The organism is Corynebacterium mucifaciens (assembly GCF_012396315.1).
GTDB classification, from domain to species: Bacteria; Actinomycetota; Actinomycetes; order Mycobacteriales; family Mycobacteriaceae; genus Corynebacterium; species Corynebacterium mucifaciens.
Window position 1 is genome coordinate 317,058 of record NZ_JAAXPF010000001.1, and the last position, 26,794, is coordinate 343,851.

Sequence of the window (26,794 nt, forward strand, 5' to 3'; positions counted from 1 at the left end):
CCGGCGGTTTACGAGGCGGGTTTTGGCCTGCTGCCCGGACCAGGCAGGGCGAGAATGTCAAATTCTTCGCGCTGCAGGTGCTTGCGCAGGTCTTTCTTATCGAACTTGCCCACTGAGGTCTTGTCGATACTGTCCACGAACGTCCAGTATTCCGGCGCCATCCATTTCGGTAGCACGTCGGCGAGCCCCGCACGCAAGCGTGCCGCGGTGTCCTTCGTCGGCTCCACACCGGCGTTGAGCTTGGTCACCGCCAAGGGGCGCTCGCCCCACTTCTTGTCCGGGATGCCGATGACGGCGCACTCGATGACGTCCTCGGACTCCATGATGAGGTTTTCCACCTGGGCGGAATAAATCCACTCGCCGCCGGAGCGGATGACGTCGCGGGCGCGGTCGTAGAGCGTGAGGAAGCCGGCGTTGGTCACGGTGCCGACATCGCCGGTGCGCAACCAGCCGTCGGCGGTGAAGTGGTTGTCCACGTCGTCCACGTTCTCGCCACGGAAGGTGGAGGCGATCTCTCCGGGCTCTTGGGTCGGAGAGTGGTAGTAGCTGGCCGCGACCATGTTGCCTCGCACCTGGATTTCACCCTGGGTGCGGTCGTTGGAGGCCATAACGCGGCCGTCGTTGACCACGCGGTACTGCAACGTGGGTGCGAACCGCCCCTGCGAGATGCGGTACGCCCAGCGCGCCTCACCGGACGCGCCAGACGGGGGCCGGGCCACGGTGCCTACCGTGGACGTCTCCGTCATCCCCCACACATGCACGACGTCGACGCCGTAGCGCTCCTCCCAGACCTTGATCAACGCGGGCGGGGCTGGGGACCCGCCGACAAAGATCTCCTGCAGGCTCATGCGCTCCGGCGGGTTGTGCAGGTAGTGGACCATGAGCTGGATCCACAGGGTGGGCACACCGTGGGCGACGCGGGGGTGGGTGCCTGCGATGAGCTTGGCTAGCGTCGGCGCTGACATGTCCGAGTCCGGCAGCACCAGCGGCGTGCCGGCGAGGAATGCGGCGAGGGGCACGCCCCAGCTGAGCACGTGGTAGATGGGGATGCAGCACAGGAAGGTCTCGCCGTGCGCTACGGCCAGCGAGTCTGTCGCGCGCAGCCCGGTCGCCTCCAACCAGAGGGAGCGGTGTGAGTATGCGACGCCCTTGGGTGCGCCAGTGGTGGCCGTCGAGTACACCAGCGCGGCCGCGGTGTTCTCCGGCAATTCGGGCCATGGGTAGGTTGTCGGGCGGCCGTCGAGCAATTGTTCGTAGCTGTACACCTCCACTGACGGGGGCAGGTGCGAAGCTGCGTCGTTAAGCGGGGCGATGCCCGTAAACGCCACCGCGCGAACGTTGGGGCAAAGCTGCAGAATGGCGCCCAGTTTCTCGGCGAGGCGCGGGTCGGCCACGATCACTTCGGATTCGGCGTGATTGACCACGTACGCGATTTGGTCCGCCATGAGCTGGACGTTGAGCGGGTTGAACACCGCGCCCTTCGCGGCCACGGCAAACATAACCTCGATGTGCTCGGCGCAGTTGTAGAGCAGCGTGGAAACGCGCTGGTCGCCGTCGATGCCGAGGTCGTCGTGCAGGGCGTTGGCGAAGGCGGTGGCGCGCGCCCCGATTTCCCCGAACGTCGTTTCTTCCGCGCCGGATGCGCGCCACGTCGTGCACGTCGTGTTGGCGTGAGCGGTGGTGCCGAACTCCAGAATCCTGGCGACGGAAAACGGTACCTCCTGCATCGTTGAAAGCATGCAGGCTATGTTAGCGCGGCCCCGATGAGCACTGGTGGCGCGATGCGCTACACTTTCGCGTGGATCGTGCGAATTGCACCGCCCCGGGCAGTCCGGTTGACGGTGTTGGCGGCGCAACCGGGAGGATCGTTTCCCCGGGCCCGCGAGATCCGGCCGGGCCAGGCAGCCCACCCCGACAGACCGCACATGACCGCTACCGGCGTATGCACACACCTCGCAGATGTACGCGACGTGGCGCTGGTCTAGCGACGAAAGGACACACGTGACCGATACCGGCACACCTGCAGACCTTGCCAAAATGAAGCTCCCAGAGCTGCGGAAGATCGCCGCCGAGCAGGGGCTAAAGGGCATCTCCGGCCTGCGCAAGGGAGATCTTATCCACGCCATCACCACAGGCCAGGTACCCAAGAAGGCTGCAGCTGATACCGCGCCTCAGGCGCAGCCTGAGGCCGGCAAGGTGGCAGACGCTGCGAAGGCGGAGCCTGCGGCCGACGCACCCGCGCCGGGCGACGCCGGCGACAAGGGGAACGCACAGCCCGAACACGCGGAGCGCGGCAACGACGATGAGGATTCGCGCGGCGGTTCCCGTTCTGCTGCGCGCCGGGCGCGGCGTAACCGTGCGCGCTCTCAGCAGGACTCCGAGCACGACGGCGACCGTCCGGAGCGGCGCGGACGCGACGCGGACCAGCACGACGACGGTAAGCAGCACTCGGGCGAGCGCAACGACGAAAAGCACGCCGGGGACAACCGCGACGCCGAGAACCGCAACGACGACAGCCGCAACGACGACAACCGCGGCGGCCGGAACCGGGGCGGGCAGCGCAACCAAGACCGCAATCAGGACCGCAACCAGCACCACGACGATGACGGCCAGGGCGGGGGGCGCCGTGGCCGACGCGGGCGCCGCAACCGGAACCGCAACCGGGACAACCACCAGGGCAACGGTGGTAACGGCGGCAACGGCAACAACAACGACCAGCACTTCGACCCGGAAGACCTGCAAGAGGTCGCCGGCATTGCCGATGTGCAGGACAACGGCTCGGCGTTCATCCGCACGACCGGTTACCGCCAGTCCAACGCCGACGTCTACGTGCCGCAGAAGCTAGTGCGCCAGTCAGGCCTGCGCTCCGGCGATGCCGTGATGGGCCAGGTTCGCGCCAACGGCCAATCGCACCAGCAGGGCAACGGCCGCAACCGCCGCAGCTACAACCAGGTTGTGCGCGTGGATTCCATTAACGGCGAGACACTTGAGGCGGCGAAGAGCCGCAAGGAGTTCCACAAGCTCACCCCGCTGTACCCCAACCGCCGCCTGCGTCTGGAAACCGAGCCGAAGATCCTGACTACGCGCGTGATCGACTTGGTCATGCCGATTGGTAAGGGCCAACGCGCGCTGATCGTCTCCCCGCCGAAGGCCGGTAAGACGACGATTCTGCAGAACATCGCCAACGCGATTGCCACCAACAACCCTGAGTGCTACCTCATGGTCGTCCTCGTCGACGAGCGCCCCGAGGAAGTCACGGACATGCAGCGAAGCGTCAACGGCGAGGTCATTGCTTCCACCTTCGATCGCCCGCCGAGCGAGCACACCGCGGTGGCGGAGCTGGCCATCGAGCGCGCGAAGCGACTAGTGGAGATGGGCCAGGACGTCGTGGTCCTGCTGGATTCCATCACCCGCCTGGGCCGCGCGTACAACAACTCGTCCCCGGCCTCCGGCCGCATTCTCTCCGGTGGTGTGGACTCCAACGCGCTCTACCCGCCGAAGCGGTTCCTAGGCGCCGCCCGCAACATCGAGGAGGGCGGTTCGCTGACCATCATCGCCACCGCGATGGTCGAGACGGGCTCCGCCGGCGACACCGTCATCTTCGAGGAGTTCAAGGGCACCGGCAACGCCGAGCTTAAGCTCGACCGCAAGATTGCGGAGCGCCGCGTGTTCCCAGCTGTGGACGTCAACCCGTCCGGCACCCGCAAGGATGAGCTGTTGATGAGCCCGGATGAGGCGCGCGTGATGCACAAGCTGCGCCGGATCCTTTCCGCGCTTGACCCGCAGCAGTCCATCGACATGCTGATCAAGCAGCTGAAGAAGACAAAGACTAACGGCGAGTTCCTCATGGGTGTGGCCAACTCCGCGCCGATGGCGCAGACCGAGAATGAGGAGGAGTACTCCTAATGGCAGAAAAATCGCAGGTATCGCTTGTCGACGACTACGTGTCCGAGTACCAGGGCATTCAGGCGCAGATGGGCGACCCCGAAGTCGCCGGCGACCAAGACCGGTTCCGGAAACTGTCAAAGCGCTACGCGGAGCTGCAGCCGATCATCAACGTCTACAACGACTTGACCCAGGCGCAGGAGGACCACGAGGCCGCCGCCGAGATGGCCGCCGAGGACAAAGAGTTCGCCGAGGAAGCCAAGCGTCTCGAGGGCGAAATCGTGCGCCTGGAGGAAGAGCTCGCGGACCTGCTCGCCCCGCGCGACGAGCGCGACGGCGACGACGTGATTATGGAGCTCAAGGCGGGCGCGGGCGGCGAGGAGGCCGCGCTGTTCGCCGGCGACCTCGCCCGCATGTACCAGAAGTACTGCGAGAAGCACGCGTTGAGCTGGGAAGTCTTGGACGTCGCTGAGTCCGACCTCGGCGGCGTGAAGGACATGACGGTGGCGGTCAAAGCCAAGAACCCGTCGCGCGACGGCGCGTGGTCGAAGCTGAAGTTCGAGGGCGGCGTGCACCGCGTGCAGCGCGTGCCCGTGACCGAGTCGCAGGGCCGCATCCAGACCTCCGCGGCTGGCGTGTACGTCTTCCCGGAGGCGGACGAGGTCGAAAGCGTCAACATCGACGAGAAGGACCTCCGCGTCGACGTCTACCGTTCCTCGGGCAAGGGCGGCCAGGGCGTGAACACGACCGACTCGGCCGTGCGCATCACGCACCTGCCCACCGGCATCGTGGTGACCTGCCAGAACGAGCGCTCCCAGATCCAAAACCGCGCCCGCGCAATGCAGGTGCTCCAGGCCCGCCTGGACCAGCTCGAGCGCGAGAAGGCCGAGGCCGAGGAGGCGGAAGGCCGCGCATCGCAGGTGCGGACCATGGACCGTTCCGAGCGCATCCGCACCTACAACTGGCCCGAGAACCGGATCTCGGACCACCGCATCAACTACAAGTCCAACAACCTGGACTCGGTGCTCGACGGCAACATGGACGATCTGATCACCGCCCTGCAGACGCACGAGCGCCAAGAACGCCTTGAAGCCGAGTAGCCTGCGGGAAGCAATCTCAGACGCTGCGAGCACGCTCCGTGAGGCGGGCGTCGGGTCCCCGGACGTGGATGCGCGGCTCTTGGCGGCCCACCTGTTGGGGCTGCGGCCGGTGGAGCTGATGTTCGCCGAGCCGCCGGCGGGGTTCGAGCGCGACTACGCCCAGCTCGTTGCCCGCAGAGCCGCACGTGAGCCGCTGCAGCACATCACCGGCAGCGCGCCGTTCTACGGTGTCGAGCTCGCCGTCGGGCCGGGCGTGTTCATTCCCAGGCCAGAAACGGAAGTGCTGGCGCAGTGGGCGGTGCAGATGCTTGACGACGCACCTTCGGCCCCCACCGTCGTCGACCTCGGCTCTGGGTCCGGAGCCCTGGCCATCACCGTTGCCCGCGCCGTGCCGGCGGCCACCGTGTACGCCGTGGAACGCTCGCAAGAAGCCCGTGAATATTTGCGGCGCAACGTGGAGGAGCACGCGCCGCAGGTGCGAATAGTCGCAGATGATATGACCGATCCGCACCTGTTGGCGGAGCTTGATGGGTCGGTAGATCTTGTCGTTAGCAACCCGCCGTACGTGCCGGAGTCCCCGGAGCTCCAAGCCGAGGTGTACGCGGACCCGCACGAGGCAGTCTTTTCGGGCACCGACGGGATGGCGGCGATACGCGGGCTCGTGCCCGTCGCTAAGCGATTGCTGCGCGACGGGGGAGCACTCGGCATCGAGCACGACGATACGACATCAGCGCAGGTGCAAGACGTTGTCGCCGCGGGTGGGTTCGGCGACATCCGCGTGGTTAAGGATTTGGCTGGGCGGGCCCGTTTTGTCACGGCGAGTAAGCTAGCCCGGTAACTGCCTGCCACCCGCAAGGAGCGATTATGAGGGAAACGTACGACTGCCTCGACCCGCAACGACGCGAGGAGGGGATTCGCGCCGCCGCCGATGCGGTGCGGGCCGGCCGCTGCGTCGTGCTGCCCACGGACACGGTCTACGGCATTGGCTGCGACGCGTTCAACAACGACGCCGTGGCCACCCTCTTGGCCACCAAGCACCGCGGCCCGGATATGCCGGTGCCGGTGCTGGTGGGCTCGTGGGTGACCATCCAGGGGCTGGTGCGCGAGTTCACGGAGACGGCGAAGACCCTCGTGGAGGCGTTTTGGCCGGGCGGGCTGTCCATCGTGGTGCCGGAGGCACCGAGTTTGCCGTGGAACTTGGGGGACACGCGCGGCACAGTACTGCTGCGCATGCCGAACCAGCCGCTCGCGCTGGAATTGTTGCAAGAGACCGGTCCGATGGCTGTTTCTTCTGCGAATATTTCGGGCAACCCGCCGGCGACGACCGCGGCGCAAGCACGCCAGCAGTTCGGCGACGCGGTGGGGCTGTACCTCGACGACGGCGAGGCAGAGGTGGGGAAGCCATCCACCATTGTCGACCTGTCGGGCCAGGCTCCGGTGATTCTGCGCGAGGGGGCGATCTCAGCGGAGCGCATTGGTGAAGTCCTTGGACTTGACCCGGAGAGCCTGCGGAGGAAGTAGTCGCCATGAACGCCTCTGGTGTTCCGCTGCGGGAGTTGGGGTTGATCCTGCTTGTCGCCGCCGCGGTGACGTACCTCGCTACTGGCCCTGTGCGCTCGGTGCTCGTGCGAACGGGGAGAGTCGCGGAAATCCGCACCAGAGACGTGCACACGCAGCCAACCCCTTCGTTAGGCGGGTTGGCGATGCTCACCGGGTTTCTCGCCGCGTTTGCGCTGGCGCAACAGCTGCCTGCGCTCACCCGCGGGTTCGCGCCGGTGACCCCGGAGATGACGGCGGTCTTGGTTGGGGGCTTGTCCATCGTGCTCGTGGGTGTCCTGGACGACCTCTACGAGCTACGGGCGCTGACCAAGCTCATCGGGCAGTTTGTCGCGGCGATTGTGATGACGGCGCTGGGCATCGTCTTCACCGTGTTCTATGTGCCGTTCGGGGAGGGCACCACGCTGATCTTGGATCAGGCGCAGGGCATGGTGCTCAGCGCCCTGTTCACGGTCCTGCTCATCAACGCGGTGAACTTCGTGGATGGTATCGACGGGCTCGCGGCAGGCCTGGGCATGATCGCGGGCTCGGCGATTCTGCTGTACTCGCTCGCCGTGCTCCACGACCAGGGCGGGGCCGTCTCCGCGTACCCGCCCGCGATTATCTGCGCCATCCTCGTGGGGATATGCGCGGGCTTCTTGCCCCACAACTTTGAACCGGCGCGGATTTTTATGGGGGACTCCGGTGCAATGCTCATCGGGTTGCTCCTTGCCGCCGCGTCCATCTCCGCTTCGGGCAAGATCAACATGTCGCTCTACGGCACGGCCGACCTAGTGGCGCTGGTCAGCCCAATTGCCGTCGTGCTTGCGGCAATCGCGCTGCCCGTGCTGGATCTGGTGTGGGCCGTGGTGAGGCGCACGGCGAAGGGGCAGAGCCCGTTCGTGGCGGACGCCGGCCACATCCACCACCGCCTGCTGCGGCTCGGCCACACCCACCGGCGAACGGTTTTGGTGCTCTACATGTGGGTGGCCGCGGTGGCCTTTGGGGCAGTGAGTTTCTCGCTGATCCCCACCCCGGCGGCGCTCGCACTGAGCGGGGTCGCACTCGGGGTGGCCTTCGTGCTCACTCTTGTGCCGCTTGCCAGGGGCAAGATTGGGCCGTCAGGTGTGCCGTCGATAAGCAATAGCTAGGATGTGCCTCCGTGAAACCGCTTGAAATCAACGACGCTTCCGCCATGTCCGACCACAAGCGCCCCCTCGTGCGCGCATTGCAGGTAGCTGTGTGGGCGCTGGTGGCGCTGACGATTGTCTCGCTGATGGCATGGGGTGCCGCCCGCGACCTGCCGGGTATTTGGGCGGTGCTCATGGGGGTGGCTGTGGGCGGCAGCTTCGTGTTGCTGACCGCCGTGACCGTGCTCGCTACCTCGAACTCGTCGCCGAACTCGACCATGGCGGTTGTGCTGGGCGGGTGGCTGCTGAAGATGGGGGTGTTAGTGATTTTCCTGCTGTGGATCCGCGGCTACGACTTCTACGACCACGCCGCATTCGGCGTGACCACCATCGCCGCGTTGGTGGTCGCCCTGGCGGCAGAAACCTGGGGTGTTATTACGACGCGGACGACGTACCTGGATGAGCCATCCACGTAGCCTGTGACAGACCTAACAAGCGCGGAAAATGGGGCGCGAACTGGGGCGTTGCGGTTTGCTGGGGGCTGGGGTGGCGAGCCGGGGGGACGACTGCCCAGGTGAAACCCACTTTTCTCGGAACGCCTGTTAGGATAACCGCTGGGTTTGTTCTGAGCCGATATTAACCCTGTTAAGCAGGGGAAACCGGCAAAGGGACGACATCCCCTGTCCCCGCGGAAGCAGATGTGCGACGGAGTCCGCCGCGGAGGCAGTTGTTGTTGAAGACGTCCATCGCACCGCGCGCCGGCACTGACGGTGCGCGGCCCGAGAACGGGAGAGAACGCTGAGCGTTACAACTTTGGCCATGAAGGGCGAATTCCACGCACCTTCACTCGGTCCAGAATTTTTCCCGGGGCAGACGTACGGCCAGCTCATTGGCGAGGACTTCGCTAATGGGTGGTTCGCACTCGACCGCATCATGCTCGTCCGCCTGTTTATGGCGGCGATCCTGGTGCTCCTCTTTGTTATTGCCTTCCGGAACCCCAAGCTGGTTCCTAAGGGCCTGCAGAATGTCGCCGAAATCGGCGTCGACTTCGTCCGCGTGCAAATCGCGGAGGACACGCTGGGCAAGAAGGACGGCAAGCGGTTCCTGCCGCTGCTGTGCACCATCTTCTTCACCACGCTGTTCATGAATGTGGCAACGATCATCCCGGGGTTGAACATCTCGCCTAACGCACGCATCGGCATGCCGATCGTGATGGCGGTAGCGGCCTACATCGCGATGATCTATGCCGGCGTGAAGCGCTACGGCATCGCCTACTTCAAGCACTCGACCGTGATTCCCGGCCTTCCGCCGCTGCTCCACATTTTGGTGGTGCCGATCGAGTTCTTCTCGACGTTCATTCTGCGTCCGGTCACCCTGGCACTTCGTCTTATGGCGAACTTCCTGGCCGGCCACATCATTCTCGTCCTGCTGTACTCCGCCACGAACTTCTTCTTCTGGCAGCTGAACGCATGGACGGCCGTGAGTGGCCTGACCCTCATCGCAGCACTGCTGTTCACCGCATACGAGTTGATCATCATCTTCCTGCAGGCGTACATCTTCGCTCTGCTGACTGCGGTGTACATCGAGCTGTCGCTGCACGCGGATGCGCACTAACAAAGCGCGACCACACGGCCAACTGAATAACCCCACTATCTGTCACTTGCTCGCCCGCATCCCGCGGGAGAGCGCCTAGAAAGGGAACGACTTTCACATGAACGACATCATTCTTGCTCAGGCAGCGGAGACCGTGAACCGCTACGAGGGTCTCGGCACCATCGGCTACGGCCTCGCAACCATCGGCCCCGGCATCGGTATCGGCATGCTCGTCGGCAAGACCGTCGAGGGCATGGCTCGTCAGCCCGAGATGGCCGGCCAGCTGCGCACCACCATGTTCCTGGGTATCGCCTTCGTTGAGGCGCTCGCCCTCATCGGCCTCGTTGCCGGCTTCCTGTTCTAAAAAGCGTCCGCGAGTAACCCCGTACATTTTTTAGATCAGGAGCAACCAATGACTAACGTCACTGCATTCCTCGTGGCCGCTGAGGGCCACGAGACGCTGCCGCTGGAGAAGGAACCCTCCATTCTTCTGCCGGCCGCGTACGACGTGGTTTGGTCTCTTGTCGTTTTCATCATCGTCGGCCTACTTTTTGCGAAGTACGTCATTCCGAAGTTCCAGGAAGTGCTGGCGGAACGCGAAGACCGAATCAAGGGTGGCATCGAGCGTGCTGAGGTCGCCCAAAAGGAAGCTAAGGCTGCCCTGGAGAAGAACAACGCCGAGCTTGCGGAGGCGCGCCACGAGGCCGCTGAAATCCGTGAAGCCGCTCGCGCCCGCGGCAAGGAGATCGAGGCTGAGTCTCGCGCCCGCGCCGAGGAGGAGGCCCGCCGCATCATCGAGTCCGGTGAAAAGCAGCTGCAGGCCTCCCGCGAGCAGGTTGTCGCTGAGCTGCGCAACGAGATGGGCCAGAACTCCATCTCGCTCGCTGAGCGTCTGCTGGGCACCGAGCTGTCGGATTCGACCCGCCGCTCGAACACGATCGACGAGTTCCTGAGCGAGCTCGACCACGTGTCGACGAGGAAGTAGGCGAAATGAAGGCAGCTAGTCGCGAAGCACAGTCGCACGTTACGGACACGCTCGATGAGCTGATCCGGAACGCCGACAATACCGTCGCCGTGGCTGCGCAAATCGGTACCGAGTTGTTCCTTGTTGTGGATCAGCTCGACGCCGAGCGCGCGCTGCGTGTTGCCGTTGCGGATACGTCGCTCGAAGCCTCCCAGCGGGAGGGCATCGCCCGCGACGTGTTCGGCAACAAGGTTGCACAGCCCACCTTGGACATTCTCACTGCAGCAGCGCAGCAGGAGTGGTCGACCCCGCGCGAATTCCGCGCAGGGTTGGTCAACCTCGGGCGGCGTGCGCTGGAGCTGGGCGCCAAGGAGCAGGGCCAGCTTGAGCAGGTGGAAAACGAGCTGTACGAGCTCTCCGTCCTGCTTGAGGGGGAGAAGGAGCTGACCCAGCTTCTTTCCGACCGCACTGCAACCCCGGCACAGAAGCGCGGACTGTTGGCTAGCGTGATTTACGGCAAGGTGACGATGTTCACCGAGGCGCTAGCGCTGCAGGTCATCGGCCGCCCCGTGCACAACCCCGTCGACGACCTGGCCGAGTTGGCCGCGGGCGTTGCGGAGCTGCGCGGGAAGGCTGTCGCACGCGTGAAGTCCGCTGAGGCACTCAGCGAGACCCAGCGCGACGCACTGGCCGGCAAGCTAGAGCAGATTTACGGTCGCGAGATGGCCATCCACTCTGAGGTTGACCCCAGCCTCCTCGGCGGAATGGTTGTCCGTGTGGGCGATGAGGTCATTGACGGTTCGACGCGCGGCAAACTTAACCGCCTTCGCACCGACATGGCGGCCCAAGCGGCCAAATAGAAGACAACATGCTGGAAGAAACTACCGAGAGCAGGAAGAACATGGCGGAGCTGACGATCTCCTCCGATGAGATCCGTAGCGCGATAGCGAACTACACCTCGAGCTACTCCGCGGAGGCCTCCCGTGAGGAGGTCGGCGTGGTGACTTCGGCTGCAGATGGTATTGCCCAGGTTTCCGGGCTGCCAGGTTGCATGACGAACGAGCTGCTCGAGTTCCCGAACGGCGTCATCGGCGTCGCACAGAACCTCGAGACCGACTCCATCGGTGTCGTGGTGCTGGGTAATTTTGAGACCCTTTCCGAGGGCGACGAAGTCAAGCGGACGGGCGAGGTTCTCTCGATCCCGGTCGGCGAGAACTTCCTCGGCCGCGTGATCAACCCCCTGGGCCAGCCGATTGACGGCCTGGGCCCCATCGAGTCCAACGAAGAGCGCGCCCTGGAGCTCCAGGCCGCAGGCGTCCTTGACCGCCAGCCGGTCGAGGAGCCGCTGCAGACGGGAATGAAGGCGATCGACGCCATGACCCCGATCGGCCGCGGCCAGCGCCAGCTCATCATTGGCGACCGCAAGACCGGTAAGACCGCGGTCTGCATCGACACCATCCTCAACCAGAAGGAATACTGGGAGACTGGTGACCCGTCGAAGCAGGTCCGCTGCATCTACGTCGCCGTCGGCCAGAAGGGTTCGACCATTGCCGGCGTGCGCCAGACGCTGGAGGAAAACGGTGCGCTGGAGTACACCACCATCGTGGCTGCGCCGGCGTCCGACTCCGCGGGCTTCAAGTGGCTTGCACCGTTCTCCGGTGCTGCGCTCGGCCAGCACTGGATGTACCAGGGCAAACATGTTTTGGTGATCTACGATGACCTGACCAAGCAGGCTGAGGCCTACCGCGCGATTTCGCTCTTGCTGCGCCGCCCGCCGGGGCGCGAGGCGTACCCGGGCGACGTGTTCTACCTGCACTCCCGTCTGCTGGAGCGCGCGGCGAAGCTCAACGACGAGCTCGGCGCAGGCTCCTTGACCGCACTACCGATCATCGAGACGAAGGCGAACGACGTGGGCGCCTTCATTCCGACCAACGTCATCTCTATTACCGACGGCCAGGTCTTCCTCCAGTCCGACCTGTTCAACCAGGGTGTCCGCCCGGCTATCGACGTGGGTATTTCCGTCTCCCGTGTCGGTGGCGCCGCGCAAACCAAGGGCATGAAGAAGGTCGCCGGTAACCTCCGCCTCGACCTGGCGGCGTACCGCGACCTCGAGGCCTTTGCCGCCTTCGCGTCCGACCTCGACGCAGCTTCGAAGAAGCAGCTCGAGCGCGGCCAGCGTCTGGTCGAGTTGCTCAAGCAGTCCGAGCACGCGCCGCAGCCGGTCGAGTTCCAGATCATTTCGATTTGGGCGGCGAACCAGGGCGTCTTCGACGTCGTTCCCGTCGGGGATGTCCGCCGCTACGAGGCTGAACTGCACGAGGCCATCCGCGCCAACGCACCGCAGGTGTACGACCAGATCGCCGGCGGCAAGCAGCTTGACGACGACTCCCAGGCCGCGATCCTGCGTGTCAACGACGAGCTGGCCCGTAACTTCCAGGCCACCTCCGGCGAGCGCATTGTCCGCGAGGCGGAGGCCGAGTCGCTCGACTCGAGCACCGTCGGCAAGAACCAGCTCAACGTCAGCCGGTCCTAGTCCGCGTGAAACGCAACTAGGACTACTACACAAAGGAAGGGAGGAAACACCATGGCAACGCTTCGCGAATTGCGTGACCGCATCAGGTCCGTCAACTCCACGAAGAAAATCACCAAGGCCCAGGAACTGATCGCCACCGCGCAGATCACCAAGGCCCAGCAGCGCGTCGAGGCGGCCAAGCCGTACGCAGACGAGCTGAAAGACGTCATGGAACGCCTCGTGTCCGCGAGCTCCCTGGCCCACCCCATGCTCCACGAGCGTGAGAACGGCCGGGTCGCGGCGATCCTCGTGGTCACCTCTGACCGCGGTATGGCCGGCGGCTACAACCACAACGTTCTGAAGAAGACGGCGCAGCTGGAGCGCATGCTGAAAGAGGCCGGCTACGAGGTAGTCCGCTACGTCACCGGCAACAAGGGTGTCACCCACTTCAAGTTCCGCGACATGGACGTGGCTGGATCTTGGACCGGGTTCTCGCAGCAGCCGTCGTGGGAGGACACCCACGACGTTCGCCACCAGATCATCGACGGCTACATGGCCGGCTCCGAGGAATCGGTGCCGCTGCGTGTCGACGGCGGCGAGGGCGAGACCGTCAGCGGCTTCGACGTGGTCTACGTGGTCTACACCGAATTCGTGTCCATGCTCTCGCAGGAGGCACGGGTGACCCAGCTGCTGCCCATCGAGCCGGTGCTGGACGAATTCAAGTACGAGCAGGAGGACATGCTGACCACCTCTGGCGAGGTGGCTCCGGACATGAACTTCGAACCGGACGCAGATACGCTCATGGACGAGCTGCTGCCGGTGTACGTCTCTAGGCTGCTCTACTCGATCTTCCTAGAGTCCGCTGCAGCAGAGTCGGCGTCTCGCCGCACGGCGATGAAGAACGCGACGGATAACGCTACGGAGCTGGCAAACGACCTGTCCCGTGAAGCGAACCAAGCCCGTCAGGCAAAGATCACCCAGGAAATCACCGAGATTATCGGCGGCGCTGGCGCGCTGTCCGGTAGTGGAGAAAGTGACTAAATCATGACAACTGCTCACTCTTTTGATGAGCGCAACGACGAGCTGGCGGGTGCGGCGCCGACCGAGTCCGACGCCCGGGCCGCCGCTCCGGTCGAGAACACTCAGAACCCGCGCGGTTCTGAGAACGGCCGCGTCGTGCGCGTCATTGGCGCAGTCGTCGACGTGGAGTTCCCGCGTGGCGAGCTGCCCGCTTTGTACAACGCTCTCGAGGTCGATATCGACCTCGGCGAGATGTCCAGGACCATCGTGCTCGAGGTGGCCCAGTTCCTGGGCGATAACCTCGTGCGCACCATCGCCATGGCGCCGACCGACGGTCTCGTCCGCGGTGCCAAGGTTGCGGACTCCGGCAACCCGATCTCGGTGCCGGTGGGCGACCAGGTGAAGGGCCACGTGTTTAACGCTCTCGGCCAGTGCCTGGACGACCCGTCGGTGGGCGAGACCGGGGAGCGCTGGGGCATCCACCGCGAACCGCCCGCCTTCAAGGACCTCGAGGGTAAGACCGAGATCCTTGAGACCGGCATCAAGGTCATCGACCTGCTCACCCCGTACGTCAAGGGCGGCAAGATCGGCCTCTTCGGCGGTGCAGGCGTGGGCAAGACCGTGCTGATCCAGGAGATGATTACGCGTATCGCCCGCGAGTTCTCCGGTACCTCGGTCTTCGCCGGCGTCGGCGAGCGCACCCGTGAGGGCACCGACCTGTTCCTCGAGATGGAGGACATGGGTGTGCTGCCCGACACCGCGCTTGTCTTCGGCCAGATGGACGAGCCGCCAGGGGTTCGTATGCGCGTGGCCCTGTCCGGCCTGACCATGGCGGAGTACTTCCGCGATGTGCAGAACCAGGACGTGCTGCTGTTCATCGACAACATCTTCCGCTTCACCCAGGCGGGCTCCGAGGTGTCGACCCTGCTGGGCCGCATGCCTTCCGCCGTGGGTTACCAGCCGACCTTGGCAGACGAGATGGGTGTGCTCCAGGAGCGCATTACCTCGACCAAGGGCCGCTCGATTACGTCGCTGCAGGCCGTGTACGTGCCGGCCGACGACTACACCGACCCGGCTCCGGCCACCACCTTCGCTCACCTCGATGCAACCACCGAGCTTTCCCGCTCGATCGCGTCGAAGGGCATCTACCCGGCCGTGGACCCGCTGACTTCCACGTCTCGTATTCTCGAGCCGGGCATCGTGGGCGAGCGCCACTACGCTGTGGCGCAGAAGGTGATCGGCATCCTGCAGAAGAACAAGGAGCTGCAGGACATCATCGCCATCCTCGGTATGGACGAGCTGTCCGAGGAAGACAAGATCACCGTGCAGCGCGCGCGTAAGATCCAGCGCTTCCTGGGCCAGAACTTCTTCGTGGCGAAGAAGTTCACCGGCGACGAGGGCTCCTACGTGCCGCTCGAGGAGACGATCGATGCGTTCGACCGTCTCTGCGAGGGCGAGTTCGACCACTACCCGGAGCAGGCCTTCAACGGCCTTGGCGGTCTGGACGATGTCGAGGCTGCGTACAAGAAGCTGCAGGCGTAGGAGGGTAAACGATGGCTGAACTTACCGCTCAACTGGTCGCTGTCGACCGCTTGCTCTGGAAGGGCCAGGCAAGCATCGTCACCGCCCAGACCACGGAGGGTGAGATCGGCGTCCTTCCTGGCCACGAGCCGCTCCTTGGCCAGCTCAAGGACAACGGTGTGGTGACCATCCGCCCGACTGACGGCGAGCGCCTCGTAGCAGCCGTCCAGGGTGGCTTCCTGTCCGTTGTGGGCGACAAGGTGACCATTCTGGCCGACTACGCAGTCTTCGCTGACGAGGTGGATGCCGCTGAGGCGGAGTCCCACCTCGACGACGAGGACGGCACGGTCAAGGCGCGTTCCGAGGCGCAGCTCGCCGCGGTGCGCCGCCAGGGCCAGTAATCGCTCTGGTGAGGAAGGCATAGACGCCGACCGTCACACGCACACCCCTTCCCGGGAAACCGGGAGGGGGTGTTTTGCATTCGTGCAGTATCATCATCGGCGTTGTCTATCCAACGTGGTCGAGGAGGTCAGGCCGGCATGATGGTCGTCGCAGTGGGTGCAGCAGCCGTCTTGGCTGTCGTCCTCGGGGCGGCAGCGTGGCGGTTTGCCGTGGTGCGCAACTCCGGCGCCCGGGCGATGATGCGCGAGCTTCCGGCCGATGGCGTGCACGGGTGGCGTCATGGTGTGCTGCGCTACGACGGGGAACGGCTGCTGTTTTTCAAACTTCGGTCCCTGACCTTCCACCACGACATTGAACTAGACCGCCGGGGAGTGGAATTCGACGGTTTTAGAGACGTGACCGGCGATGAGCGCGAATTCATGCCCGAAATCGGTCGCGTCCTTTGCTTTTCTGGCCCCATGGGCGACTTCGAGTTCGCAGCCGACGGCCGCACCGAGATGGGGCTCATCTCGTGGGTGGAGGCCGCGCCGGACGTGCGCCAGGAGCGTATCGACGCGCGTTCGCTGATCAGACGCGTCCGGCACGATTCCGAGCGACACTAGCCCCCGCTGTACCCTAAACGGCATGCGTCTTGTCATTGCCCGCTGCTCCGTGGACTATGTCGGCCGTTTGGATGCCCACCTGCCGGAAGCGACCCGCTTGATTTTGGTAAAGGCGGATGGCTCCGTGTCCATCCATGCGGATGACCGCGCCTACAAGCCGTTGAACTGGATGACTCCGCCATGTACCACGCGCGTGGAGAGCGTCGTTGACCTGGACGGCGAGGACACCGGTGAGCAGCTGTGGATTGTTGAGAACCCGAAGGGGGAGCAGCTGCGCATCAGCATCGCCGAGGTGCTGCTGGATGAGACGAGGGAGCTGGGCGAAGATCCGGGCCTGGTGAAAGACGGGGTCGAGTCCCACCTGCAGGAGCTGCTGGCAGAGCACATCACAACGCTTGGCGAAGGCGTGACCCTGGTGCGCCGCGAGTACCCCACCGCGATCGGCCCGGTGGACATTCTGGCGCGCGACCCGCAAGGAGGCACGCTGGCGGTGGAGGTCAAACGCCGCGGCGGCATTGACGGTGTCGAACAGCTCAGCCGCTACGTGGAGCTGTTAAACCGGGACGAGCTGCTGCGGCCTGTGCGCGGCGTGTTTGCGGCGCAAGAGATCAAACCCCAGGCGCGCACCCTCGCGGGCGATCGTGGGTTCGAGTGCGTGACCCTGGACTACGACGAGTTGCGCGGCATCGAGTCCGCAGAATTGCGGCTGTTCTAATGCCTCGCAGAAACCGACGCCAGCACCATACGCCACGTTATGTGCTGCCGCGGGACGGCTCGACGTTCATCGGCACCCAAGAGATGGAGGGGCCGAGCTGGGCGCGCGGCGAGATTTTCAAGGTCCGCCAGATCGGCGCGGCCGCGGCGACGAAGTACTACGTGTGCCCGGGGTGCAACCAAAACATCCCGCCGGGAGTGGCCCACGTGGTGGCCTGGCCGCGGGACACGGGCAGGGGCGTGGACGACCGCCGGCACTGGCACAAGCACTGCTGGCAGCGGCGCTAGACTAGTCCGCATGATTGCAGCGTTTTCTGTGGCCCCGACCGTGACAAACAATTCCAACGCGGAGATGTCCGACGTTGTCGCTCGGGCGGTGAAGGTCGTCCGCGAGTCGGGCCTGCCGCACGAGACCACCGCCATGTTCACCACGATCGAGGGGGAGTGGGACGAGGTGATGGACGTGATCAAACGTGCCACGCAAGCGGTGGAGGAGGTCTCGCCTCGGGTCTCGTTGGTGGTGAAGGCGGATATTCGCCCAGGCTACGGGAATATGCTGCAGCAGAAAGTGGAATCTTTGAACAAGCACCTGGAGGCATAACGCATGACTGAACCGCACTTCACCGGCGGCGCGATCGATCTGGGGGCGCTCGCGGACCGGAGCGAAGCAACACCCACCGGCGGCTTCGAGCCGTTCATCACCGTCGACGAGACGAGCGTTGAACAGCAGGTGTTCCAGCGCTCGCTGCAAATCCCCGTGGCGGTGCTCATTGGCACGCCGCGAAGCGCCGACTCCGAGAGTTTGAAGGCGCAGTTCCAGAAGCTCGCCGCAGGCCAGCGCGCGTTCATGGTGGCCTACGTCGACGCGGACGCTACCCCGCAGGTGGCGCAGGCGATGGGCGTGCGCGTGCTGCCCACGGTGGTCGCTCTCGCGGGTGGGCGCCCGGTGGCCAACTTCGAGGGAAACCAGCCGGCGGCTGAGCTCGAGCAGTGGGTCGGCGCCCTGGTCAGCCAGCTCGGTCCGCAGCTACAGGGGCTTGACGACGACGGCACTGCGGAGGAAACCGAAACAGACCCCCGCCTGGACCAGGCCACGGCAGCGCTCAACGCGGGCGACTTCGATGCCGCGACGGCGATCTATGACCAGATCTTGGCGGAGGATCCCGCCAACACGGAGATCACCCAGGCGAAGGCCACCGTCGCTGTGCTCAAGCGAGCGCAGCACCAGGGGGAGCCGGAGGACGATGTCGAGAGGCAGCTGCAGCTCGCGGATAAGGAGTTTGTCGCGGGCGACCCCGAGGCCGCCTTCGACCGCTTGCTCGGGATGGTCAAAGCTGAGCCGCAGGCGAAAGAGCGCCTGCTCGAGCTGCTGAAACTGCTGGAGCCGAGCGACCCGCGGGTGATCGCCGCGCGCACCCGGCTCGCCAGCGCGCTGTTTTAACTAGCGGCGCAGCGCGTAGTACTGCACGCTCATCGCGGGCACGTGCAGCTCGACGGACTGCTCGAAGCGGTCCCACTCCACCGCCTGGGTCTGCAGGACGCGGGGGAGGTCGTTGCCGGCACCCCCGTAGACGGCGTCGTCGGTGTTGATCAGCAGCTCCCACTCGCCGGCCTCCGGCAGCCCCAGGCGGTAGTTCGGCTGTGAGACGCCGGAGAGGTTCACCACCGCCAGCACCGGAGCGGCGTCCGCGCCCCAGCGGACGTAGGCGAGGATGTTGTTTGCCGCGTCGTCGCCTTTCACCCACTGGAAGCCCATCGGCACGTTGTCCTGGGAGTACAGGGCAGGGGTGTCGCGGTAGACCAGATTCAGGTCACGCACGAGCCGCTGGATGCCATGGTGGTAGTCGTGCCCCCAGCCTTCGGCGAGGTCGTCCCAGTTGACGGAGCCGGCCTCGTCCCACTCGGTGGTTTGGCCCCACTCGCAGCCCATGAACAGCAACTGCTTGCCCGGGTGGGAGAACATGTAGCCGTACAGGGCGCGCACGCCGGCGGCCTTGTTCCAATCGTCGCCGGGCATACGCTGCCACAGCGAGCCCTTGCCGTGGACCACCTCGTCGTGGCTAAACGGCAGGACGTAACGCTCGGAGAACGCGTACACCAGCGAGAACGTGATTTCGTTGTGGTGGTGGGAGCGGTGGATGGGGTCGAGGGAGAAGTACTCCAACGTGTCGTTCATCCAGCCCATGTTCCACTTCAGCGAAAAGCCTAGGCCGTCCGCGTCGGTCTGCGCGGTCACGCCCGGCCATGCGGTGGATTCCTCTGCGATGGTGAGCACGCCGGGGTGCTCGCGCTGCACGGTGGCGTTCATCTCCTGCAGGAACTGCACGGCTTCCCAGTGCTCGCGGCCGCCGTACTGGTTGGGCAGCCACTCGCCAGGTTCGCGCGAGTAGTCCAGGTAGAGCATGGAGGCCACGGCGTCCACGCGCAGGCCGTCCAGGTGGAACTCCTCGCACCAGTACAGGGCGTTGGCGACCAGGAAGTTGCGCACCTCGCGGCGGCCGAAGTCGAAGACGTAGGTGCCCCAGTCCTTCTGCTCGCCGCGGCGCCAGTCGGGGTGCTCGTAGAGGGCCGCGCCGTCGAAGCGCGCGAGCGCCCAGGCGTCTTTGGGGAAGTGGGCTGGGACCCAGTCCACAATCACGCCGATGCCGTTGGCGTGCAGGCGGTCCACAAGCGCGCGGAATTCGTCGGGGGTGCCCCAGCGTGCCGTCGGCGCATAGTAGCCGGTGACCTGGTAGCCCCACGAGCCGCCGAAAGGGTGTTCGGCCACGGGGAGGAACTCCACGTGGGTGAAGCCGTTGTTCACCAGGTACGGCACCAGCTCTTCGGTGAGGGTGGCGTAGTTCGATCCCTCCTTCCACGAGCCAATGTGGCACTCGTAGACGCTCATGGCGGAGTTCGTGGCGTCAACCCCGGCGCGCGCCTGCATCCACTCGTCATCGGTCCACGCGAACTCGCTTCGCGCCGCCACCACCGACACGGTCTCCGGCGGGGTGAGGGTGCGCTTGGCCAGCGGGTCCGCCTTGTCCACGCGTGCGCCGTCGGCGGTTTGGATGGCGTACTTGTACGTCGCACCGTCGTCGATGCCGGGGATGAAGATCTCCCACACCCCGGACACACCGAGGGAGCGCATCGGGTACTGGTTCGGGTTCCACTCGCAGAAGTCGCCGATGACGGCCACACCCTGCGCGTTGGGCGCCCATACGGCAAACGAGGTGCCGCGGACCTCGCCCAGAGAGGTCTCGTAGGAGCGCACGTTCGCGCCGAGCACTTCCCACAGCCGTTCGTGGCGGCCCTCGCCAATCAGGTGCAGGTCGAGGGAGCCCAGGGTGGGCAAGAAGTGGTACGCGTCGGCGATGATACGGGGCTCGGCGCCGGGGTAGGTCACGCGGAAGCGGTAGTCGGGCGAATGCTCGTCGTCAAGCGCGATGGCCCAGATGTCGTCGCCAATGGGCTCCATCGCCTCGGCAGCGTTGTGGATGAGCAGCTCCACGCGCTCCGCGCCGAGGAAGCGGGTGCGCACCACGGATCCGGCGCTCAGCCTGTGCCAGCCGTAGAAATCGTGCGGCGCGTGGTGCTTGCATTCGATGAGGCGCTGGCGGTCGCCTTCGGGGATGAGCAGGTCGGTGTTCATGGCGTTTCCTTAGGGGCGGTAGTCGTGGTCTGAGATCTGACGGTACGCAAGTGCTTCTCGACGCACCTTCGGCACCTCCGGCAGCCGGAAAATATGCGCCACATTCTTCTCGGGGGCGAGCCGGACGAAGTTGCCGGTCTCGGTGGCTGTCCAGGTGTAGGTTTCGCCGGTGATCTGATCGGCCACCCCGAAGGTGTCGCCATCGTTCAGGCCCACGGCGGAGGCGTCGATGCGCAGCATGCCCTCCTGTGTGGAGGAGGGGTCGAGGTTGACCACCACGAGGACCGCGTTGCCCGTTTCGGCGTCCACCTTGGAGTACGCGATGATCTGGTCGTTGGCGATCTCGTGGAAACGGATCTGGCGCAGCTGCTGCAGGGCGGGGTTGTCGCGGCGGATGGTGTTGAGCAGCGTGAGGTACGGCTCGAGCGAGGTGCCGTTTTGCAGCGCTGCGGCGAAATCACGGTGGCGCAGCTGGTACTTCTCGCTGTCGTGGTATTCCTCGCTGCCCTCTGCGACCGGGCGGTCCTCGTAGAGCTCGTAGCCGGAGTACACGCCCCACAGCGGGCTCATGGTCGCGGCCAGGGTGGCGCGCAGCGCGAACGCGGCAGGGCCGCCCTGTTGCAGGGATGCGTGGAGGATGTCGGGGGTGTTGACGAAGAGGTTGGGGCGGGAGACGTCTGCGACGTCCACCAGCAACTGCGCGAAATCGGTCAGCTCCGCCTTCGTGGTCTTCCACGTGAAGTGGGTGTAGGACTGCGAGAACCCCGCTTTGGACAGGCCGTACATCCGTGGTGGGCGAGTGAATGCCTCAGCCAGGAAGATCACGTCCGGGTCCGTCTCGTGGACCTTGGTGATGAGCCAGTGCCAGAAGCCCACCGGCTTGGTGTGCGGGTTGTCCACGCGAAAGGTGGTCACGCCGAGATCCACCCAGTACATGAGCACGCGGTAGATCTCCGCGTAGAGCTTCTCGGGCGCGTTGTCGAAGTTTAAGGGGTAGATGTCCTGGTATTTCTTCGGCGGGTTTTCGGCGTACGCGATGGTGCCGTCCGCCAGCACGGTAAAAAACTCCGGGTGCTCTTTGGCCCACGGGTGGTCCGGCGCCGCCTGCAGGGCGAAGTCGAGGGCGATTTCCAGGCCCAACTCGTTAGCGTGGTCCATCATGTCCAAGAACTCGTCCTCGCCGCCGAGGTTCGGGTCAAAAGCGTCGTGGCCGCCGTGTTTGGAGCCAATGGCCCAGGGCGAACCCACGTCCCCGTCCTGCGCGGCGAGCGTGTTGTTCCGGCCTTTGCGGTTGACCTCGCCGATGGGGTGGATGGGCGGGAAGTAGACGGTGTCAAAACCCATGTCGGCCACGCGCTGCAGCTGAGCGGCGGTGGTCGCCCACGTCCCGTGGACCGGGTTACCGTCCGCATCCAGCCCGCCGGTGGAACGGGGGAACAGCTCGTACCAGGAGTTCACCAACGCCTCGCGGCGCTCCACCAGGATGTCCGCCACCGGCCCCCGCGTGACCAGCTCGCGCAGGGGGTACTCGGCCAGCACGTCGCGCACCTCCTGGGAGACGCCCGGCGCGATGCGCTGGCTGAGCGTCAGCGTGTCGTCGAGAAGCGCCGCCCGCGCGTTTTCGAGCACTTCGGGCGACGGGGTCTGCGCGATGGCGGCTGTGAACAGGTCGGCGCCGCGGGCGATGTCGTTGGCCAGCTCGGCCTCTGTTTGGCCAGCGGTGAGCTTCTTTTCCACGGCGTTGCGCCATGTGGCCATGACGTCGCTCCATGCGTCCACGCGGTAGCGCCACAGGCCCTGCTCGCGCGGGATGAAGATGCCGTGGACGTAGTCCGGGCGGTAGACCTCCTGGTGCATGGGCACGGAGTACTGCTCGCCCGATGGGGCGACCAGCACGAGCGTGGCGGCCACCGCATCGTGGCCCTCGCGCCACACCAGCGCCGAGACCGGCACCACCTCGCCGACCACGGCCTTAGCGGGCAACGTCCGCCCGGAGACTTGCGGGCGCACGTCGTCGATGCCAAAGCGAGCAACCATAATTTCGGACCCTCTCAACCTGCCTGCATTCCATCAGCCAGGGTAGCGCGGGCCTCCCACACACGCGGGTCGAAATAGGTAAAGATGGGTGCGTGAACACGAACGAGGAAAACGCCCAGCCACTGACCACGGACCCGGACCTGCTCGTCGACATGCGCGAAGTCGAGTTCGTCCGCGGCGGCCGCACGCTGGTGGGCCCCGTGACGTGGCAGGTGGAGCTGGACGAGCGCTGGGTGGTTATCGGCCCCAACGGCGCCGGCAAGACCACGCTGATCCGCATGGCCTCCGCGCAGGAGTTCCCCTCCGCCGGCACGGTATTTATCCTCGGCGAACGCGTCGGCGCGACCGACATGCGCGACCTGCGCGCGGCCATCGGCGTGACCTCGTCGGCGGTGGCCCAGCGCGTGCCGGACGACGAAAAGGTGGGCGACCTCGTCGTCTCCGCCGGCTACGCCATCTTGGGCCGCTGGCGGGAGGACTACGACGAGATGGATTACGAGCAGGCGCTCGAGGTCCTCGAGCAGGTCGGTGCGATCCACCTGATGGACCGGCGCTGGGGCACCCTTTCCGACGGCGAGAAGAAGCGGGTGCTGGTGGCGCGCGCGGTGATGACCAACCCAGAGCTGCTCATCTTGGACGAGCCGGCTGCCGGCATGGACCTTGGCGGGCGTGAGGACCTGCTGAGCTACCTGGCGGACCTTGCCATGGACCCGGATGCGCCCGCGATTGTCATGATCACCCACCACCTAGAGGAGATCCCGGCCGGGTTTACGCACGCCATGTTGCTGGACGAGGGCGAGGTGGTGGCCCAAGGCCTCATCGACGATGTGCTCACCTCCGAGAACGTCTCGCGCGCGTACCACCAGCCCATCGAGGTCACGGTGGACGAGGGCCGCTACTTCGCGCGCCGGGCACGCGCCGCACGCGGGGGTGCGCACCGGGCGTAAGCCTGGGGGAGCGGCCATGCCCACGGAAAGGACCAGGCAACGCAACGTCCGCCAGGGCGTGATGACACACGACGCCGCAGACGCCATCGACGTCAGCGAACAGAGCGGGTTCCAGGGTGCCCGGCTGTCCGCCACGGTGGTGCTGCTGCGCGACGGCACGGACGGCATCGAGGTGTGGATGCAGGAACGCGTGCTGTCAATGCCGAACTACCCCGGCATCACCGTCTTTCCCGGCGGAGGTGTGGATTCCCGCGACTTCCCGCCGCGCGCGTGGAACGACGGTGATCTGTGGCTCGGCCGCTCCGCCGTGTCACTCGCCCGCCAGCTCGGCGTGACCAAGTACAAGGCCCACGCGCTCATGTTCGCGGCGGTGCGCGAGCTGTTCGAGGAGACCGGCACGTTGCTCGCGGTCGACGACGACTGCGTGCTGCTGGACGACGCCCGGCCGTTCCACGACCGGCGCCTCCAGCTGGAATCGCACGAGCTCTCGCTTACCGACGTGCTCCGCGAGTCCAACCTCAACGTCTGTGGCGACCTGCTCAAACCGCTGGCGCGCTGGGTGGGCCAGTCTGAAAGCGGCAACTGGTTCGACACGTTCACCTTCGTCGCAGCCCACCCCGGGGGCCAAGAACCGGATTCCGAGACCGACGAGGCGGACGACGCGAACTGGTTCCCGCCGCAGCTACTCCTCAACGGCTGGCGCCACGGCCTGGTCCGCCTCGCGCCGTCCACCTGGGCACAACTCTCCGCCATTGCGTCCTTTGCAGACACTGCCGAGGCGCTCGCAGCCGCCGAGACCTCCGACCTCGCGCCGGTGCTGGGGGACCCGGTGGACGATCAGCGTTTCAGCGACTTCTACTCGTTTATCCCCATCGACAGGATCGGACGCCGCGGTGGGATTTAGCGTTGAAGAAGCCCGCTACCTCGCGGCCAGCGCCGACCAAATCGCGCAGGTTGCCCCCGAGGTGGCGTTGACCAAGACGTCGGTGTTCGCCGACAGGGCAGTGCTGGACCGCCATTTCGGCGACTACGCCCGCGCGGTGAGCGTGCTCATCGCCTCGCAGCGCGCGGCAGTGGGGAAGCTTCCCTCGCACTGGCTCACGGACGACGCCGCCGTCCAGCAGGCGACACCTGCCCGGGTGGCACGCGTGCGGGCCGAGCGCATCGCCGCGGCCGGGGCGGCGTTTGTCCACGACGTCACCTGCTCCGTGGGCTCGGAGGCCCCGGCATTTTCAGCCGCTGGGCTGGACTGGTTTGGCTCCGACTTGGACCTGGCGCGCCTGGTCATGGCGCGGCACAACCTGGGGCCAGACGCGTGGCTAGCCCAAGCCGATGCGCTCGCGCCGGTGAGCGGCGGCGGGGTGGTGGTTGCCGATCCCGCGCGCCGGGCCGGCGGCAGGCGCATCACCGATCCCGCAAAGCTCCTCCCGCCACTGCCGGACCTGCTCGAGGCCTGTGCGGGGCGGGAATTGGCAGTCAAGTGCGCGCCGGGCATCGACTATTCGCAGTGGCACGGCCTGGTCAGCGTTGTCTCCGTCGACGGCGGGGTGAAGGAAGCGTGCCTGTACACCCCCGGGTTGGCGGGCGGAGCGCGTCGAGAAGCAGTCGTGCTGCGAAAGTGCGAGGAACGCGTGACGGATGAGGAACCCGACGAGGTGGCGGTGACCGCGCCGCGGAAATTCATCATTGAGCCGGACGGCGCGATTGTGCGCGCAGGCCTCGTGCGGCAGTGGGCGGCGCGCCACGGGCTGAGCATGCTGGACGAGCACATCGCGTTCACCACCGGGGACGACGTGCCGGCGGGATACAGCGGCTTCGAGTTCATTGAGGCGGTGCCGCTGCGCGGGTTGAAGCGGGCGCTCGCCGGCCACGGGGCGGGCTCGGCGGAGATTCTCGTGCGCGGGGTGGACGTGGACCCAGACCAGTTGCGCAAGAAGCTCAAGCTGCGCGGGGAGAGGCAGATGGGTGTGGTGATCGCGCGCATCGGCGACGATGCGGTGGCGCATGTGTGCGGCCCGCGCGTCCACGCCTAACCTGGCACCCATGGCCTACCTCGATCACGCAGCCACCACACCCATGCGCCAAAGCGCCGTCGATGCATGGGTGGAGCACGCAGGCGCACTCAACGCGGGCAGCCAGCACGCCGCGGGGCGCCGGGCCAACGCGGTGCTCGCGGAGTCCCGGGAGCGTATCGCGCGGGCGCTCGGTGCGGACCCAGTTGAGGTGGTCTTCACCGGGTCCGGTACGGAGGCGAACAACATCGGCGTGCGCGGGCTGTTTGGCGCCTCTCAGTCAGGCCGCGTCGTGTCGACCCAGATCGAACACCCTGCGGTGCTCGAGGTGGTCAAGGCCCTAGACCAGACCGGCGAGGATGTCGCGTGGCTCCCAGTCGGCCGCGACGGGCGGATCTCCGACCTTGCGGTGCTGGACACCCCGGCGGCGGTGGCGGCGGTGATGTGGGCGAACAACGAGACGGGCGCTATCCAGCCCGTGGGCGAGGTTGTGCGGCGCGCGGGGGCCGTCGGCACTCCTGTGCACGTGGATGCGGTGCAGGCAGTTGGCCACATGCCGGTGGACTTCCACGAGCTGGGAGCGGCGACGCTGGCGGCCAGCGCCCACAAGTTTGGCGGGCCTAGGGGGATGGGGATCCTCTTGGCGCGCCGTTCCCCGGCGCCGCAGCCGGTGATCCTGGGCGGCGGGCAGGAACGCGGCATCCGTTCGGGCACGGTGGACGTTGCGTCCGCGGCGGCGACGGCGGCGGCACTGGAGGAGGCGGTCGCGGAGATGGAGGCGGAGCGCGCCCGGATCAGCGAGCTGCGAGACGTGGTGGTCGCCGGGGTTGAAGCGGCGGTGCCGGAGGTGATCGTCACCACCGGGGAGCCACGCCTGCCGGGGCACGCGCACTTCATGTTCCCGGGCGCGAACGCGGACGCGCTAATCATGCTGCTCGACGCGCAGGGGATTGAGGTCTCCGCCGGATCTGCGTGTGCCAGCGGTGTGGTGCGGATGAGCCACGTCCTAGAGGCCATGGGGTATTCCGAGCGCGAGGCGATGGGGGCTCTGCGCGTGACGGTGGGGCGGACGAACACGCGCGACGACGTTGACGCGTTCCTAGCGGCCATCCCGGAAGTGGTCGAGCGTGCGCGGGCGGCGGGTGCGCTGTAAGGCGCGTGTCGCGTGTGGTTTGTGTGACTGGGGTG

At 65.9% G+C, this 26,794-nt stretch carries 26 protein-coding genes; 23 read left to right on the forward strand and 3 right to left on the reverse strand.

Annotated elements, in window-relative coordinates:
* Positions 1-8: 8 nt before the first annotated feature.
* On the reverse strand, positions 9-1,739 hold the full coding sequence (locus tag HF989_RS01535; protein ID WP_168683595.1) for a long-chain fatty-acid--CoA ligase: 1,731 nt from the start codon (positions 1,737-1,739) through the stop codon (positions 9-11).
* A 298-nt stretch (positions 1,740-2,037) separates the two neighbouring features.
* Here HF989_RS01535 and rho point away from each other — a divergent pair, with 298 nt between their 5' ends.
* The 19 genes from rho (at position 2,038) to HF989_RS01630 (ending at position 18,420) form a co-directional block, all read left to right on the forward strand.
* Positions 2,038-3,906 carry a transcription termination factor Rho gene (gene rho, locus HF989_RS01540; RefSeq protein ID WP_210728925.1) on the forward strand — a complete coding sequence of 623 codons (1,869 nt, stop codon included), beginning with the start codon at positions 2,038-2,040 and terminating at the stop codon, positions 3,904-3,906.
* The gene (gene prfA / locus HF989_RS01545) at positions 3,906-4,985 is read left to right on the forward strand and encodes a peptide chain release factor 1 (RefSeq protein WP_168683597.1); all 1,080 of its coding nucleotides are present in this window, start codon (positions 3,906-3,908) and stop codon (positions 4,983-4,985) included. The genes rho and prfA overlap by 1 nt, the downstream gene beginning before the upstream one ends.
* On the forward strand, positions 4,972-5,823 hold the full coding sequence (gene prmC, locus HF989_RS01550) for a peptide chain release factor N(5)-glutamine methyltransferase (RefSeq protein WP_168683598.1): 852 nt from the start codon (positions 4,972-4,974) through the stop codon (positions 5,821-5,823). Before prfA ends, prmC begins: the two co-directional genes overlap by 14 nt.
* 26 nt (positions 5,824-5,849) lie before the next feature.
* Complete coding sequence (locus HF989_RS01555; protein WP_210728891.1) at positions 5,850-6,506, forward strand: L-threonylcarbamoyladenylate synthase; 657 nt, start codon at positions 5,850-5,852, stop codon at positions 6,504-6,506.
* Between the two features lie 5 nt (positions 6,507-6,511).
* Entirely contained in the window at positions 6,512-7,672 is a 1,161-nt protein-coding gene (locus tag HF989_RS01560; protein ID WP_168683599.1) for an MraY family glycosyltransferase, read from the forward strand.
* Between the two features lie 44 nt (positions 7,673-7,716).
* Positions 7,717-8,127 carry a Cg1360 family ATP-synthase-associated protein gene (locus tag HF989_RS01565; protein WP_168683689.1) on the forward strand — a complete coding sequence of 137 codons (411 nt, stop codon included), beginning with the start codon at positions 7,717-7,719 and terminating at the stop codon, positions 8,125-8,127.
* Positions 8,128-8,470: 343 nt separating this feature from the next.
* Complete coding sequence (gene atpB, locus HF989_RS01570; RefSeq protein WP_168683600.1) at positions 8,471-9,265, forward strand: F0F1 ATP synthase subunit A; 795 nt, start codon at positions 8,471-8,473, stop codon at positions 9,263-9,265.
* Positions 9,266-9,362: 97 nt separating this feature from the next.
* Positions 9,363-9,608, forward strand: coding sequence for an ATP synthase F0 subunit C (locus HF989_RS01575; RefSeq protein ID WP_034999811.1), 246 nt, complete (start codon positions 9,363-9,365; stop codon positions 9,606-9,608).
* 48 nt (positions 9,609-9,656) lie between these two features.
* Positions 9,657-10,229 (forward strand): F0F1 ATP synthase subunit B, encoded by a 573-nt coding sequence (locus HF989_RS01580; protein WP_168683601.1) that lies wholly within the window; start codon positions 9,657-9,659, stop codon positions 10,227-10,229.
* A gap of 5 nt (positions 10,230-10,234) precedes the next feature.
* Positions 10,235-11,068, forward strand: coding sequence for a F0F1 ATP synthase subunit delta (locus tag HF989_RS01585; protein ID WP_168683602.1), 834 nt, complete (start codon positions 10,235-10,237; stop codon positions 11,066-11,068).
* Between the two features lie 8 nt (positions 11,069-11,076).
* Entirely contained in the window at positions 11,077-12,741 is a 1,665-nt protein-coding gene (gene atpA, locus HF989_RS01590) for a F0F1 ATP synthase subunit alpha (protein ID WP_168683603.1), read from the forward strand.
* Between the two features lie 51 nt (positions 12,742-12,792).
* Positions 12,793-13,761 (forward strand): F0F1 ATP synthase subunit gamma, encoded by a 969-nt coding sequence (locus HF989_RS01595; protein WP_168683604.1) that lies wholly within the window; start codon positions 12,793-12,795, stop codon positions 13,759-13,761.
* A 3-nt stretch (positions 13,762-13,764) separates the two neighbouring features.
* Positions 13,765-15,282 (forward strand): F0F1 ATP synthase subunit beta, encoded by a 1,518-nt coding sequence (gene atpD, locus HF989_RS01600; RefSeq protein WP_246233731.1) that lies wholly within the window; start codon positions 13,765-13,767, stop codon positions 15,280-15,282.
* Between the two features lie 11 nt (positions 15,283-15,293).
* Positions 15,294-15,662: a F0F1 ATP synthase subunit epsilon gene (locus tag HF989_RS01605; protein WP_168683605.1), complete on the forward strand. Its 369-nt coding sequence runs from the start codon at positions 15,294-15,296 to the stop codon at positions 15,660-15,662.
* A gap of 138 nt (positions 15,663-15,800) precedes the next feature.
* Positions 15,801-16,265: a DUF2550 domain-containing protein gene (locus HF989_RS01610; RefSeq protein WP_168683606.1), complete on the forward strand. Its 465-nt coding sequence runs from the start codon at positions 15,801-15,803 to the stop codon at positions 16,263-16,265.
* A gap of 22 nt (positions 16,266-16,287) precedes the next feature.
* The gene (nucS, locus tag HF989_RS01615; protein ID WP_168683607.1) at positions 16,288-16,980 is read left to right on the forward strand and encodes an endonuclease NucS; all 693 of its coding nucleotides are present in this window, start codon (positions 16,288-16,290) and stop codon (positions 16,978-16,980) included.
* Positions 16,980-17,267 (forward strand): hypothetical protein, encoded by a 288-nt coding sequence (locus tag HF989_RS01620; RefSeq protein ID WP_168683608.1) that lies wholly within the window; start codon positions 16,980-16,982, stop codon positions 17,265-17,267. Before nucS ends, HF989_RS01620 begins: the two co-directional genes overlap by 1 nt.
* Positions 17,268-17,277: 10 nt before the next feature.
* Positions 17,278-17,580, forward strand: a complete 303-nt coding sequence (locus tag HF989_RS01625) for an MTH1187 family thiamine-binding protein (protein ID WP_168683609.1) — start codon at positions 17,278-17,280, stop codon at positions 17,578-17,580.
* 3 nt (positions 17,581-17,583) lie between these two features.
* Positions 17,584-18,420 carry a tetratricopeptide repeat protein gene (locus HF989_RS01630; RefSeq protein WP_168683610.1) on the forward strand — a complete coding sequence of 279 codons (837 nt, stop codon included), beginning with the start codon at positions 17,584-17,586 and terminating at the stop codon, positions 18,418-18,420.
* Here the strand turns inward: HF989_RS01630 and glgB are convergent, their stop codons facing one another.
* Entirely contained in the window at positions 18,421-20,610 is a 2,190-nt protein-coding gene (glgB, locus tag HF989_RS01635) for a 1,4-alpha-glucan branching protein GlgB (protein WP_210728892.1), read from the reverse strand.
* A 9-nt stretch (positions 20,611-20,619) separates the two neighbouring features.
* Complete coding sequence (locus HF989_RS01640) at positions 20,620-22,647, reverse strand: maltotransferase domain-containing protein (protein WP_168683611.1); 2,028 nt, start codon at positions 22,645-22,647, stop codon at positions 20,620-20,622.
* A gap of 152 nt (positions 22,648-22,799) precedes the next feature.
* On the opposite strand from HF989_RS01640, the gene HF989_RS01645 reads away from it, so the two are divergent.
* From HF989_RS01645 to HF989_RS01660, 4 genes are read left to right on the forward strand one after another with little or no spacing between them, the layout of a single operon-like run.
* Positions 22,800-23,594: an ABC transporter ATP-binding protein gene (locus HF989_RS01645; RefSeq protein WP_168683692.1), complete on the forward strand. Its 795-nt coding sequence runs from the start codon at positions 22,800-22,802 to the stop codon at positions 23,592-23,594.
* A 16-nt stretch (positions 23,595-23,610) separates the two neighbouring features.
* Complete coding sequence (locus HF989_RS01650) at positions 23,611-24,498, forward strand: NUDIX hydrolase (RefSeq protein ID WP_425482970.1); 888 nt, start codon at positions 23,611-23,613, stop codon at positions 24,496-24,498.
* Positions 24,488-25,627, forward strand: a complete 1,140-nt coding sequence (locus HF989_RS01655; protein ID WP_168683612.1) for a THUMP-like domain-containing protein — start codon at positions 24,488-24,490, stop codon at positions 25,625-25,627. Before HF989_RS01650 ends, HF989_RS01655 begins: the two co-directional genes overlap by 11 nt.
* 10 nt (positions 25,628-25,637) lie before the next feature.
* Positions 25,638-26,759 carry a cysteine desulfurase family protein gene (locus tag HF989_RS01660; RefSeq protein WP_168683613.1) on the forward strand — a complete coding sequence of 374 codons (1,122 nt, stop codon included), beginning with the start codon at positions 25,638-25,640 and terminating at the stop codon, positions 26,757-26,759.
* Positions 26,760-26,794: the final 35 nt, after the last annotated feature.